Source organism: Amycolatopsis nigrescens CSC17Ta-90, from assembly GCF_000384315.1.
Lineage (GTDB): Bacteria > Actinomycetota > Actinomycetes > Mycobacteriales > Pseudonocardiaceae > Amycolatopsis > Amycolatopsis nigrescens.
On sequence record NZ_ARVW01000001.1, the window covers coordinates 6,405,021 to 6,418,274 of the forward strand.

At 71.6% G+C, this 13,254-nt stretch carries 12 protein-coding genes; 7 read left to right on the forward strand and 5 right to left on the reverse strand.

The features are described from left to right. Positions 1–58: 58 nt before the first annotated feature. Complete coding sequence (locus AMYNI_RS0130525; RefSeq protein ID WP_020671894.1) at positions 59–1,510, reverse strand: sodium:solute symporter family protein; 1,452 nt, start codon at positions 1,508–1,510, stop codon at positions 59–61. A gap of 102 nt (positions 1,511–1,612) precedes the next feature. On the opposite strand from AMYNI_RS0130525, the gene AMYNI_RS49850 reads away from it, so the two are divergent. Genes AMYNI_RS49850 through AMYNI_RS0130555 form a run of 6 tightly spaced genes read left to right on the forward strand, consistent with a single transcriptional unit; the run spans position 1,613 to position 6,570 of the window. Then, a complete protein-coding gene (locus AMYNI_RS49850; RefSeq protein ID WP_020671895.1) occupies positions 1,613–3,130 on the forward strand; it encodes a PucR family transcriptional regulator in 1,518 nt (505 codons plus the stop codon). 55 nt (positions 3,131–3,185) lie between these two features. Further along, positions 3,186–3,863 (forward strand): response regulator transcription factor, encoded by a 678-nt coding sequence (locus tag AMYNI_RS0130535; RefSeq protein WP_026361147.1) that lies wholly within the window; start codon positions 3,186–3,188, stop codon positions 3,861–3,863. Next, a complete protein-coding gene (locus AMYNI_RS0130540; RefSeq protein ID WP_026361148.1) occupies positions 3,860–5,026 on the forward strand; it encodes a sensor histidine kinase in 1,167 nt (388 codons plus the stop codon). Before AMYNI_RS0130535 ends, AMYNI_RS0130540 begins: the two co-directional genes overlap by 4 nt. Then, positions 5,026–5,850, forward strand: coding sequence for an aldo/keto reductase (locus AMYNI_RS0130545; protein WP_020671898.1), 825 nt, complete (start codon positions 5,026–5,028; stop codon positions 5,848–5,850). Before AMYNI_RS0130540 ends, AMYNI_RS0130545 begins: the two co-directional genes overlap by 1 nt. Before the next feature lie 25 nt (positions 5,851–5,875). Next, positions 5,876–6,178, forward strand: coding sequence for a type II toxin-antitoxin system Phd/YefM family antitoxin (locus tag AMYNI_RS0130550; protein WP_245574029.1), 303 nt, complete (start codon positions 5,876–5,878; stop codon positions 6,176–6,178). Continuing rightward, positions 6,175–6,570, forward strand: a complete 396-nt coding sequence (locus tag AMYNI_RS0130555) for a type II toxin-antitoxin system VapC family toxin (protein WP_020671900.1) — start codon at positions 6,175–6,177, stop codon at positions 6,568–6,570. The genes AMYNI_RS0130550 and AMYNI_RS0130555 overlap by 4 nt, the downstream gene beginning before the upstream one ends. On the opposite strand, the gene AMYNI_RS0130560 is transcribed toward AMYNI_RS0130555, so the two are convergent. Beyond that, positions 6,567–7,502, reverse strand: coding sequence for an AraC family transcriptional regulator (locus AMYNI_RS0130560; RefSeq protein WP_020671901.1), 936 nt, complete (start codon positions 7,500–7,502; stop codon positions 6,567–6,569). The two genes, AMYNI_RS0130555 and AMYNI_RS0130560, sit on opposite strands and share 4 nt — an antisense overlap. 80 nt (positions 7,503–7,582) lie before the next feature. Between AMYNI_RS0130560 and AMYNI_RS0130565 the strand changes: the two genes are divergently transcribed. Continuing rightward, positions 7,583–8,386, forward strand: coding sequence for an NAD(P)H-binding protein (locus AMYNI_RS0130565; RefSeq protein WP_020671902.1), 804 nt, complete (start codon positions 7,583–7,585; stop codon positions 8,384–8,386). Positions 8,387–8,418: 32 nt separating this feature from the next. Here the strand turns inward: AMYNI_RS0130565 and AMYNI_RS0130570 are convergent, their stop codons facing one another. From AMYNI_RS0130570 to AMYNI_RS0130580, 3 genes are all read right to left on the reverse strand, one after another. Next, positions 8,419–10,530, reverse strand: coding sequence for a 3-hydroxyacyl-CoA dehydrogenase NAD-binding domain-containing protein (locus AMYNI_RS0130570; protein WP_020671903.1), 2,112 nt, complete (start codon positions 10,528–10,530; stop codon positions 8,419–8,421). After that, the gene (locus AMYNI_RS0130575) at positions 10,530–11,720 is read right to left on the reverse strand and encodes a thiolase family protein (protein WP_020671904.1); all 1,191 of its coding nucleotides are present in this window, start codon (positions 11,718–11,720) and stop codon (positions 10,530–10,532) included. The genes AMYNI_RS0130570 and AMYNI_RS0130575 overlap by 1 nt, the downstream gene beginning before the upstream one ends. Before the next feature lie 249 nt (positions 11,721–11,969). Next, the gene (locus AMYNI_RS0130580) at positions 11,970–13,229 is read right to left on the reverse strand and encodes a ribonuclease D (RefSeq protein ID WP_020671905.1); all 1,260 of its coding nucleotides are present in this window, start codon (positions 13,227–13,229) and stop codon (positions 11,970–11,972) included. Between the last annotated feature and the right edge of the window lie 25 nt (positions 13,230–13,254).

A 13,254-nucleotide genomic window follows, 5' to 3' on the forward strand; every position in this document is an offset into this window, starting at 1 on the left:
CTCCTTCGTCGCGTCAGGGGTCGTGAGTGAAAAGTGTTGCTCCGGCAACGTTTTCCACTCACGAGGTACTCAATGGCTCGACGGCTTTGTCTTGGCCGTGCAGCCGCTCGTCCCAGGCGGTCAGCACGTCCGCCGGGGTGCGCGGGCTGAGCAGGCTGCCCAGCAGGTAGGCCACCAGGCTCGCACCGAGGCCGTAGTAGATCGGTTCGTTCGCGTCCATCCCCTCGGTGATCATGGACACGATCACCACCACCGAACCGGTGACCATGGACGCCAGCGCCCCGGCCCTGGTGCCGCGCTTCCAGAGCAACGCGCCGAGGATGGCCACCAGCAGGCCGCCGACGAGCACGTTGTAGGCCACCGTCAGCGCGTTCACCACGTCGGTCACCACCATCGCGATCCCGATCGCGAGCACGCCGAGTACCAGCGTGGTCAACCGGTTCCGGTTCACCGAGTCCGATTCGGACAGTCGGGAACCGTCCTTGCGGCGCAGTTTCCCGAGCAGGTCGTTGGTGCTCACCGTGGAGCAGGCGATCAGCGCGCCGCTCGCGGTGGACATCAGCGCGGACAGCGCCGCCGCCAGCACCAGCCCGCGCAGGCCAGTGGGCAGCAGGTCCTCGACCACGGTGGCGAACGCGTCCTGCGCGGAGGCCAGGCTCGGGTACAGCGCCTTCGCTGCGGTGCCGATCAGCGCCCCGGCCACCGCGTAGACCAGGCAGTAGACCCCGGCGAGGATGCCGCCGCCGGTGGCAACGCGGGGAGTGCGCGCGGTGAACACCCGCTGCCAGATGTCCTGGCCGATCAGCAGCCCGAAGCCGTACACCAGGACATAGGTGAAGATCGTCTCGCCGCCGATGGCGGTGAAGGAGAAGTAGCTCGCGTCCAGCCGTTCGCCGATCCCCTCGAATCCGCCCGCCGAGCTGATCGCCACCGGCAGCAGGATGGCCAGCATGCCGATCATCATGATCACGAACTGGGCGATGTCGGTGAGCGTGATCGACCACATGCCGCCGAGCACCGAGTAGAGCACCACGATCGACCCGCCGATCGCGATACCGGCCACGCTCGGCACGTCGAACAGCACCTTGAAGATCGTCGCGAAGGCCAGCGTCGAGGTGACCGTGAGCATCAGCGTGTAGACCCACATGACCACCCCGGAGATCGCCGTGGTGGAGCCGCCGTAGCGCAGATCCAGCATCTCGCCGACGGTGTACACGCGCAGTTTCACCAGCCGCCTGGCGAACACCGCGTGCAGCACCAGGATGCCGAGCCCGATGGTGATCACCAGCCAGGCGCCGGAGACGCCGTAGGTGTAGCCGAGCTTGACCCCGCCGATGGTGGACGCGCCGCCGAGCACGACCGCGGACATCGTGCCGGAGTACATGAACCAGCCCAGCCGCCGGCCGGCCACCAGGTAGTCGGACCTGGTCTTGGCCAGCCGCAGCCCGGCCCAGCCGATCCCGATCATTCCGGCGATGTAGGCCGCGATCACCGCGAAGTCACCGGCCACGGTGTCCTCCTCTTGTCCGGAGCTGTTCGGGCCACCGTAGGTTCGCTTTCCGCTCGCGGATTCTGGATAATCCGACCAGTTTCGAGCCTGAATGGGGTCATAGTGACCACGAATCCCGAACCGGTCGTCACCGAGGTGAACGTGCCGCTACGTGCCGTCGCCGGCAACTCGGAGCTGGACCTGCGGGTGATCCCGGAGACCGTGCGTCCCGGCGCGCTCGACCAGCCGGTGCGCTGGGCGCACGTCAGCGAGCTGCGGGACCCAGCGCCCTACCTGCTCGGCGCGGAACTGCTGCTGACCGCCGGGGTGAACCTGCCGTCCGGGCCGCATGAGGTGGACGCCTACGTCCGTCGCCTGCGCGACAGCGGGATCACCGCGCTCGGCTTCGGGGTGACGCCGTCGCTGCACGAGCGGCTGCCCGACTCGCTGCGCCGCGCCTGCGCCCGGCACGGCCTGCCCCTGCTGGTCGCCCAGCCGAAGACCCCGTTCCTGGCGATCAGCCGGGCGGTCGCGGTCGCGATCGCCGAGGCGAACCAGCGGGAACAGCGCCGGGTCACCGAGGCGCGGGAGGCGCTCACCAGGGCGGCCGGCGACGGCCTCGGTGAGCTCGCCGGCACGCTCGCCGACCGGCTGGACGGCTGGATCGCGCTGGTCGGCGCGGATGGTGAACTCGCCGTCGAACGCGGTGCGCCGACGCCGCTACCGGCGGAGGTGCGCGATCTGCTCGCCACCCTGCGCGGCGGCAGCGGTATCCGCACCGCCACCACCGAACTGGACGGCGGCGTTTTCGTGGTCGCGCAGCCGGTCTATCCGCAGGCCACCGCGTCGCAGCTGCTGGTGGCCGGGCGGACCCGGCGGTTCGACGGAACCGATCGGGTGATTCTCGCGGTCGGGGCCGCCCTGCTCGGCCTGGTCGCCACGGCGGGGCCGGACCTGGCGCGGCTCGGCGCCGCGGCCACCGGGCTGCTGCTTGGCCGGGCCGGCCAGGACCGGGTGCTGGCCGAGCTGCTGGTCGAGGGCGAATACCGGGTGGTCGCGGGCGTTCCGTACCGGCGCGGCCCCGGCGCGACCGAGGCCGGGTACGACTGGTTGCGGGCGCGGCTGGGCACCCCGCTGGTCCGGCTCGGCGAGGACGGCGGCTTCACCGCGATCGTCGGCGCCGGCGTGGGCGATGCCCGCGGTGCCTGGCTGGACCAGCTGCGCGCGCACGGCTGGCTGGCCGTGGCCGGCGGCCCGGTGCGCGCGGACCGGCTGGTGGCCGCCGCCGGTGAGCTGGACGCGCTGCTGGCCAGGGCCAGGGCACTGCAACGGCCGGTGCGCGCGCAGACCGGGCTCGGCCTCGCCGACGTGGTCGCGCCGGAGGCCGCCGTCGGGTTCGCGGCCAGGGTGCTGGCTCCGCTGCGTGAGCTCGATCGCACCCGCCCGGACGCCAACCTGGTGCGTACCCTGCGCGCCTGGCTGGCCTGCCACGGCGGCTGGGACCGCACGGCCACCGCGCTTGGCGTGCACCGCAACAGCGTGCGGCACCGCATCCGCCAGGTCGAGCGCGCGCTCGGGGTGGACCTGGCCGACCCGGAGACCAGGATGGAGCTGTGGTTCGCCCTGCGGTGGGAAGACTGAACCGGGTTCGCGACCGTGTCAGGTCGTTCTCAGGAAACTGTGGCACCTTGATGACGTGCGGATATTGGTAGTAGAAGACGAAGAGCCACTCGCCGAGGCGATCGCACGCGGCCTGCGCCGGGAAGGCATGGCCGTTGACGTCGCGCTCAACGGTGACGACGGGCACGAGAAGGCCACCGTCACCCGCTACGACGTGGTGCTGCTGGACCGCGACCTGCCCGGGATGTCCGGCGACGACCTCTGCAAGGAGATCGTCGCCTCCGGTGAGCTGACCAGGGTGCTGATGCTGACCGCGAGCGGCGCGGTCAGCGACCGGGTGTCCGGGCTGTCCCTCGGTGCGGACGACTACCTGGCCAAGCCGTTCGCCTTCCCCGAGCTGGTGGCCAGGGTGCGCGCGCTCGGCCGCCGGGCCACCCCGGCCGCGCCGCCGCTGCTCACCGCCGGTGACGTCCGGCTGGACCCGGCCAAGCGGACCGTGCGCCGCAGCAGCGGCCCGATCGAGCTGACCCGCAAGGAGTTCGGCGTGCTCGAGGTGCTGCTCTCCGCGAACGGCTCGGTGGTCAGCAGCGAGGAGCTGCTGGAGCGGGTCTGGGACGAGAACGCGGACCCGTTCACCACGACCGTGCGGGTCACCGTGATGACCCTGCGCAAGAAGCTGGGCGAGCCTGGGATCATCGAGACCGTGGTGGGTTCCGGTTACCGGGTGCCAGACTCGGGCACCAAAACGGGGTGAGGCGCCCCCCGGGGTTGTTTCCCGCGCGCAGCCTGCGTGCGCGGATCACGTTGCTGGCCACGGCACTGGCCGCCGGGGTCAGCCTGGTGCTGCTCTGGCTGGCCTGGTCGCTGGTCGGCGACTCGGTGGCCGCGGTGCCCCAGCTGCCATCGGGCACCCCGGTGCGGGTGGACGGCGTGGACGTGGACGCTTCGGTGCTCGCCGAGCACCTGCGCCAGCACGCCAGGGACAAGGTGCTGGTGGCGGGCGCGATCGCGTTCTGCTTCGTGGTCGCGGCCACCGCCATCCTGTCCTGGACGCTGACCTCGCGGGTGCTGCGGCCGTTGCGGGACATCACCGGCACCGCCCGGCGGCTGTCCGTGGAGTCGATGGGGGAGCGCATCGGCGAACTGAGCTCCACCGGCGAGCTGGCCGAGCTGGCCGGCACCTTCGACGCGATGCTGGACCGGCTGCAGGCCGCTTTCGAGGCGCAGCGCCATTTCGTCGCCAATGCCAGCCACGAGCTGCGCACCCCGCTTTCGGTGATCCGCACCGAGCTGGACGTGACCCTGTCCGACGACCAGGCCGACGAGGCCGAGCTGCGCCGGATGGCGGCGGTGGTGCGCGACGCCACCGGCCGGGCCGGTCAGCTGGTCGAGTCGCTGCTGCTGCTGGCCCGCACGGACGGCGCCGGGCTGGTGCTGACCGAGCCGGTGGATCTGGCCGCGGTGGTGGCCAGCGCGTGGCGCGCGGTGCGCGACGAGGCCGAGGACCGCGGGATCCGGGCCGAGTTCCACACCGTGGCGGCCCCGTCGATCGGCGACCCGGCGCTGCTCGAGCGGGTGGCCGGCAACCTGCTGGAGAACGCCGTCCGGCACAACGTGACCGGCGGCTGGCTCGAGGTGCGCACCGAGGCCGACGCGCGCTGGTCGATGCTGCGGGTCCGGTCCTCCGGCGGCCTGATCGATCCGGCCGCGGTGGCCGAGCTGTTCGAACCGTTCCGCCGGGCCGGGGTGGCGCGCACCGCGCGTTCCGGTGCCGGGCTGGGGCTGTCCATCGTGCGGGCCGCGGTGCACGCGCACGGCGGCGCGGTGGCGGCGGAGCCCGTGGTCGGCGGGGGGCTTTCGGTGGTCGTCCGGCTGCCCGCGCTGCCGGAGCCGGCGACGGCGGCTACGTTGCGGTAATGGTCCCTGCCATCGAGCTCAACAACGGCGTCCGGATGCCCACCCTCGGTTTCGGCGTCTACAAGATCAGCGACGAAGAGGTCGAGCGCGCCGTGCGTGCGGCCGTGGAGGCCGGTTACCGCAGCATCGACACCGCGACGCTCTACCGCAACGAGCGCGGGGTCGGGTCCGCGGTGCGGGCCAGTGGCCTGCCGCGCGAGGAGCTGTTCGTCACCACCAAGCTGTGGAACACCGAGCACGGCCACGACCAGGCGCTGCGGGCGTTCGACACCAGCCTGCGCGAGCTGGGCCTGGACTACGTGGACCTCTACCTGATCCACTGGCCGGTGCCGAGCGAAGACCGCTACGTGGAGACCTGGCGGGCGCTGGAGAAGATCCTCGCCGACGGCAGGGCGCGGGCGATCGGGGTGTCGAACTTCAAGCAGTCGCACCTGCGGCGGCTGCTGGACGAGACCGACGTGGTGCCCGCGGTGAACCAGGTGGAGCTGCATCCGAAGCTGCAGCAGCCGGAGCTGCGCGGGTTCCACCAGGAGCACGGGATCGTCACCGAGGCGTGGGCCCCGCTGGCACGTGGCGGGGACCTGCTGGGCGAGCAGGTGATCCGCACCGTGGCCGCCAAGCACGGCAAGTCCCCGGCTCAGGCGGTGCTTCGCTGGCACCTCGAGATGGGCCATGTGGTGATCCCGAAATCCGTTACCCCGCAACGGATCGCCGAGAACATCGAGGTGTTCGACTTCGAGCTGGACAGCCAGGACATCGCCGCCATCGCGACCCTGGAGTGCGGCGGCCGCACCGGCGCGGACCCGGACGAACTCGGCCTGTAGCAACTATGTAGCACAATTCTGAAGATTGAGCTACGATACCGGGGTGGACACCGAGCTGATCGGCCAGCGCGAGCTGCGCAACGACAACGCGGAAATCATGCGCCGGGTCGAGGCAGGTGAGAGCTTCACCGTGACGCGCAACGGAAAGCCGATCGCCGACCTGGTGCCGCACCACCGTGTCGTCGAGGTGCCGCGCGGGGTTTCCGCCGGTGAGCTGGTCGGGATCCTCCAGGCCCTGCCGCCGATCGACGTCGACCAGTGGCGGCGGGAGCGGGAAGAGGACGACCTGGTCTTCGGGCCGGACGACGTCGGAGAGGGCGCCGGGTGAGCGGCAGGGTCCTGTTCGACACCTCGGTGATCATCGACTCCGCCGGTGTCCGGCTCGGCTCGTTCAGCGACGCGGAGCCGGTGGTGAGCGCGGTGACCGTCGCCGAACTGGCCTACGGCCTCGACACGCGTGACCCGATCGAGCGGCACAACCGGCTGGAGCGCTACCACGCCGTGCTCGACCGGATGGCCGTGCTGGCCTTCGACAAACCGGCCGCCACCTTCTACGGCACCCTCGCGGCACTGGTCCGGCAGTCCGGCCGCGATCCGCGGCCGCGGCGGATGGACCTGCAGATCGCCGCGACCGCCGTCGCGCACCGGATCCCGGTCGTCACCCGCAACGGCAAGGACTTCGCCGGCCTGGAGCGGCTTCTTCAGGTGATCGCCGTCTAGCCGGTGCGCACCGTGCTCGGCCGTACGCCGCGTACGCGTTTGAAGGCCGCGCTGAACGCGAAGCCGTCCGCGTAACCGACCTTGGCCGCCACCGCGGCCACCGTCGCGTCCTCGTGGCGCAGCAGGTCCGCCGCCAGGGTCATCCGCCAGCCGGTCAGGTAGGACAGCGGTGGTTCCCCGACCAGCTCGGTGAACCGCTTCGCCAGCGTGGCACGGGAGACGCCGGCTTCGGCGGCCAGCGCGGCCACCGTCCACGGCCGCGCCGGAGCGTCGTGCACCGCGCGCAGCACGGTGCCCACCACCGGATCGCCGAGCGCGCGGTACCAGGCGGGCGGCTCCGCCTCCGGCCGGTCGAACCAGTCCCGCAGGGTGGCCACCAGCAGCAGGTCGAGCAGGCGGTCCAGGATCACCTGCTGGCCGGGCCGGTCGGCGGCGATCTCGCGGGCGAGCAGCTCGAACTCCGGGCACGGCGTGCCGTCCGCCGGCACCACCAGTATCGGCGGCAACGCGGCGAGCAGCCGGTCGCAGACCACCCCGGACGCGCGGCAGGCGCCGACCAGCATGGTGGACGTGCCGCCGCCGGAAGGGCTGCCCCAGCTGCGCGGGCCGAGCCGGTTCCGCTCGCTCAGGTCCTCCCCGGTTTCGGTGCTGGTGCACCGATCGGGCCCGTACACGACGATCGTGGGCTCGCTGCCGGGCCGGTCGGTGAGCACGAACGGTGCCGGCCCGCGCACCAGCGCGACGTCGCCTTGGAGCAGCGAGATGGGCTCCGCGTCCTGCCCGATGAGCCAGCCGTCGCCGCACATCATCGCGCACATGCTCAGCTCGGCGTCGTGGGCGAAGCGCATCGACCATGGCGGCGAAAGCACGGACCGGCCGAACATCGCACTGTCGGCGCGGATCCCGCGGAGGAGATCAGCGAAGGCGTCCACCCCGGCAGCTTAGACGATTGGACATCGAATCCAGCTTTCCAATCATGGAACGTCCAGTCGCGCACCGGTTGACTGGGCCCATGACCGAACAACCGATCCTGGTCCTCGGGGCCACCGGCAAGACCGGCCGCCGGGTGGCCGACCGGCTCCGCGCCGACGGGCAGCGGGTCCGCGCGGCCTCCCGTTCCGGCGAGACCCGCTTCGACTGGACCGAACCGTCCACTTGGGACAGTGCACTGTCCGGGGTGCGGGCGGCCTTTCTGGTCGCGCCGGAGGACGAACCCGGCGTGCCGCCCGAGTTCGTCCGGCGCGCCGCAGAACACGGTGTCCCGCGGCTGGTCCTGCTCTCCGCACGCGGGGTGGAGGAGCTTGGCGACGACGCCCTGCTCGCCGCCGAGCACGCGGTTCGCGGGTCCGGCGCCGAGTGGACGATCCTGCGGCCGAGCTGGTTCGACCAGAACTTCGACGAGGGCATGTTCCGGCCCGCGCTGCTGGCCGGTGAGCTGGTGCTGCCGGTGGGGGACGGGCTGGAGCCGTTCATCGACGCCGGCGACATCGCCGACGTGGCCGTCGCCGCGCTGACCGGCGACGGGCACGCGGGCCGGACCTACGAGCTGACCGGTCCGCGTGCGCTGTCCTTCGCCGAAGCTGTCGGGCTCATCGCCTCCGCGTCCGGCCGGCCGATCCGCTTCACCGACCTGCCGGCCGAGCAGTTCGCAGCCGCCCAGCTGGCCGACGGTGTGCCCAAGGAAGCCGTCGACCTGCTGACCGAGCTGTTCGAGACGATCCGCCTCAGCCGCAACGCCGCCGTCACCGACGACGTCCGCCACGTCCTCGGCCGCCCGCCCCGCGACTTCACCACCTACGCCACCACCTGGCGCTGACCCCCTGCCAACCGTCCTTGGCCAGACGCGGGTCAGGCGATGGGGACGCTGGCGACACCGGGGGCGAGGAAGGGCTTCCCGGTGACCTTCTCCGACACGCCGGTGCGGTCCAGGTACGGGGTGATCCCGCCAAGCCAGAACGGCCAGCCGGCGCCGAGCAGCAGGCACAGGTCGATGTCCTGCGCCTCGGCGACCACGCCCTCGTCGAGCATGATCCGCACCTCCTCGGCCATCGCGCCCAGCGCCCGCGCGCGGACCTCGTCGGCGGTGGACGGCCGGTCCTCCTGCTGCCACAGGGCGGCGACCTCGGGGTCGACCGTCGCGTTCCCTTTATCGTCCCAGACCCAGACCCCGGACTTGCCCGCGTCGACGAACCGGCGCAGGTTCTCGCTCACCTTGAACCGGTCCGGGAAAGCCTCGTGCAGGGTGTCGCCGACGTGCAGCGCGATGGCGGGGCCGACCAACTGCATCAGGGTCAGCGGCGACATCGGCAGGCCGAGCGGTTCGAGCGCGCGGTCGGCCACCTCGAACGGGGTGCCCTCGTCGGCCGCGGTCAGCACCTCGCCGAGAAACCGCAGCAGCAGCCGGTTCACCACGAAGGCGGGCGCGTCCTTCACCAGCACGCTGGACTTCTTCAGCTGCTTGCCGACCGAGAAGGCGGTGGCCAGCGAGGCGTCGTCGGTCCGCTCGCCGCGCACGATCTCCAACAGCGGCAGTACCGCGACCGGGTTGAAGAAGTGGAAGCCGACCACGCGCTCCGGGTGCTCGAGCTTGGCCGCCATCTCGGTGATGGACAGCGACGACGTGTTCGTGGCCAGGATCGCCTCGGCGCTGACGTGCTGCTCGACCTCGGCGAAGACCTGCTGCTTGACGCCGAGCTCCTCGAACACCGCCTCGATCACGAAGTCGGCGTCGGCGAAGGCGGACTTGTCCAGCGAACCGGAGACCAGCGCCTTGAGCCGGTTCGACTCGTCCGGCGAGATCCGCTTCTTGCCCAGCAGCTTGTCGATTTCGTCGTGCACGTAGGACACGCCCTTGTCGACCCTGGCCTTGTCGATGTCGGTGAGCACCACCGGCACCTTCAGCCTGCGCACGAACAGCAACGCGAGCTGGCTGGCCATCAGGCCGGCGCCGACGATGCCGACCTTGGACACCTTGCGGGCCAGCGACTTGTCCGGCGCACCGGCCGGCCGCTTCGCCCGCTTGTTGACCAGGTTGAACGAGTACAACCCGGTACGCACGGTGTCGTTCATCAGCAGCTCGGCCAGCGCGTCGGTCTCGGCCGCGTAGCCGCGCTCGAGGTCGTTCTCCCTGGCCAGCTCCAGCAGCTCGACGGTCTTGACCGCGCCGGGCGACGCACCCTTGGTCTTGCCGTCCACAACGGACTTGGCGCGGGCGATCGCGGCGTCCCAGCCGCCCCCGCGGTCGATCTCCCGGCGAGTCGGGGTCAGCTCCCCGCGCACCACCTTGGCCAGCCACAGCAGCGACTGCTCCAGGAAGTCGGCCGAGCCGAGCACCACGTCCACGATGCCGAGCTCGGCGGCCTTGGCCACGTTGAGCATCTTGTTCTGGTTCAGCGCGTTCTCGATGATCACGGTGACCGCGGCGTCCGGGCCGATCAGGTTCGGCAGCAGCTGCGTGCCGCCCCAGCCCGGGATCAGGCCGAGGAACACCTCGGGGAACGAGATGGCCGCGGTGTTCTCCGACAGCGTGCGGTAGTGGCACGAAAGCGCCAGCTCGAGCCCGCCGCCCATCACCGCGCCGTTGACGAGGGCGAAGGTCGGGATGGTGGTCTCGGTCAGCCGCCGGAACACGTCGTGCCCGGTCTGCGCGATCTGCCTGGCCAGCCCCGGCTCGGAGACCTGCTCGACCCCGGAGAGGTCCGCGCCGACCGCGAAGATGAACGGCTTGCCGGTCACCGCGATCGCGGCCGGTTCGGCGGCGAACGCCTCGTCCAGTGCGGCGTTCAGGCTCACCAGCCCCTGCGGGCCGAAGGTGGACGGCCGGGTGTGGTCGTGCCCGTTGTCGATGGTGATCAGCGCGACCTGCTTGTCCAGCCCCGGCACGGAGATCAGCCGGGTGACGGCCTCGGTCACCACCTCGTCGGGGAAGGCGGCCTTCGCCTGCTCAGCGGAAAAAGTCATCACTTAGCTCCCTCGAAAGCCGGGTTCTCCCAGATCACGGTGCCGCCCATGCCGATCCCGATGCACATCGTGGTGATGCCGTAGCGGACGTCGGGGCGCTCGGCGAACTGCCGGGAAAGCTGGGTCATCAGCCGCACCCCGGAGGAGGCCAGCGGGTGGCCGCAGGCGATCGCGCCGCCCCACGGGTTCACCCGCTCGTCGTCCTGGTCGATCCCGAAGTGGTCCAGGAAGGCCAGTACCTGCACCGCGAACGCCTCGTTGATCTCGAACAGGCCGATGTCCGAAATGGACAGTCCGGTGCGGGCGAGCACCTTTTCGGTGGCCGGCACCGGGCCGAGGCCCATCACCTCCGGCTCCACCCCGGCGAAGGAGTAGCCGACCAGCCGCATGCCGACCGGCAGGCCGAGCTCGCGGGCGGTGTCCTCGTCGGCCAAGATCGCGCCGGTCGCGCCGTCGTTGAGCCCGGCCGCGTTGCCCGCGGTGACCCGGCCGTGCGGGCGGAACGGGGTCTTCAACCCGGCCAGCTGCTCCACCGTGGTGCCGGGCCGCGGCGGCTCGTCCTCGGTGGCCAATCCCCAGCCCAGTTCTTCGGAGCGGGTGGCCACCGGCACCAGCTCCGGGCCGATCTTGCCGGCCTTGACCGCGTCCGCGTAGCGCTCCTGGCTGCGGGCGGCGTAGGCGTCGGTGCGCTGCTTGGTGATCGACGGGTGCCGGTCGTGCACGTTCTCCGCGGTCTGGCCCATCACCAGCGCGGTGGGGTCGACCAGCTTGTCCGCCACGATCCGCGGGTTCGGGTCCACGCCCTCGCCCATCGGGTGCCTGCCCATGTGCTCGACCCCGCCGGCGATGGCGAGGTCGTAGGCGCCGAAGCCGATCCCGCTCGCGATCGTGGTCACCGCGGTCATCGCGCCGGCGCACATCCGGTCGATGGCGAACCCGGGCACCGACTTGGGCAGCCCGGACAGCAGCGCGGCGGTCCGGCCGATGGTCAGGCCCTGGTCGCCGATCTGCGTGGTCGCCGCGACGGCGACCTCGTCCACGCGCTCCGGCGGCAGTTCCGGATGCCGGCGCAGCAGTTCGCGGATGACCTTGACGACCAGGTCGTCGGCACGGGTTCCGGCGTAGATGCCCTTGTCGCCTGCCTTGCCGAACGGGGTGCGCACCCCTTCGACGAAGGCCACGTTGCGCACGGCTCGCGCGTTCGGCGCGAGCGGCGTTGCGGGTGAGCCCACGAATTGCTCCTCGGTATTGGGGAATCCTGAGGCGACCATAGCCCTTGTTACCGATGGGTAACCAGGGGCGTACCCCTGACGAGTGGCCCAACACACCCGCTCGACGCCGAATGGCGGCTTCTTCCCGTTGGCAAACGAGCCCAACGTGACGTTTGGCTCGTTCTATTGGCCGAACGTCACGTTGGGCTCGCCGGATGGGGAGCGGGATCAGGCGGCGGTGGCCTGCAGGGCCTTGGTGATCTCCGCGGTGGTCAGCTCGACCTGCCACGGCCGTGCGCCACCGGCGCGCAGCACCTCGGCGACGCCGGCTTCGCCGCGGTCCTCCGGCGGGCGCCAGCAGGTGCGGCGCAGCAGGTCGGGCAGCAGCAGGTTCTCCACCGGCAGCCGGTGGTGCTCGGCGAGCTTGGTCAGCGCGGCCCTGGCCGCGGTCAGCCTGGCCGCCGCGTCCGGGTCCTTGTCCGCCCACCGGTTCGGCGGCGGCGGGCCGTCGCTGGGCTGGGACGGGTTGGGCAGCTCTTCGCGCGGCAAGGTGCGCGCGTGCTGCAGGTGCCGCAGCCAGCTGCTGGTGTACTTGCGCTGCACGCGGCCGCCGAACACCGGCAGTGCCTGCAACTCGGCCACCGTGCTGGGCTCGGCGAGCACCGCGTTCACGATCGCGCTGTCCGGCAGCACCCGGCTCGGTGCGCGGTCGCGCTTGCGGGCGAGCTCGTCACGGGCCTGCCAGAGCGCCCGCACCGCGGCGAGGCCGCGCGCGGTGCGCACCTTGTGGATGCCGGAGGTGCGGCGCCACGGCTCGGCCCTCGGTGCCGCGGCGGGTGCGGTGCGGATCGCCTCGAACTCCTGGTGCGCCCACTCCAGCTTGCCCTGGGCGGCCAGCTCGGCCTCCAGCTTTTCGCGCAGCGGGATGAGCAGCTCCACGTCCAGTGCCGCGTAGTTCAGCCAGTCCACCGGCAGCGGCCGTTTGGACCAGTCCGCCGCGCTATGCCCCTTTTCGAGCTGGTAGCCGAGCAGCCGCTCGACCAGGGTGCCCAGCGCGACCCGGTCGTAGCCGGCCAGCCTGCCCGCCAGCTCGGAGTCGAACAGGCTCGCCGGGTGCAGCCCCAGCTCGGCCAGGCAGGGCAGATCCTGGCTGGCGGCGTGCAGCACCCACTCCGCGTCGTTGAGCACGGCGGCCAGCGGGTCCAGCTCGCCCTCCAGGGCGATCGGGTCCACCAGCGACGTGCCGGCGCCCTCCCGGCGGAGCTGGACCAGATAGGCCTTGGGCCAGTACCGGTAGCCGGAAGCACGTTCGGTGTCCACCGCGACGGCACCGGTGCCGGCCGCCAGTTCGCGGCAGGCGTCGGCCAGCGCGACCGGGTCGACGATGACCGGCGGGGTGCCCTCCGCGGGTTCCTTCAGCAGGATGGGCGCAGTCGCCCCAGCGGTGTCTTCGTCGATGCCGTCGGCCCCACGATCTGCGGTTTCCACAAGTATCGACCCTACGGGACGGGCG

Excerpts from the sequence above, each read along its gene's own strand:
- AMYNI_RS0130545 (WP_020671898.1), top strand. The coding sequence starts at position 5,026 with ATGGTCCCTGCCATCGAGCTCAACAACGGCGTCCGGATGCCCACCCTC.
- AMYNI_RS0130565 (WP_020671902.1), top strand. The coding sequence starts at position 7,583 with ATGACCGAACAACCGATCCTGGTCCTCGGGGCCACCGGCAAGACCGGC.
- AMYNI_RS0130570 (WP_020671903.1), bottom strand. The coding sequence starts at position 10,530 with ATGACTTTTTCCGCTGAGCAGGCGAAGGCCGCCTTCCCCGACGAGGTG.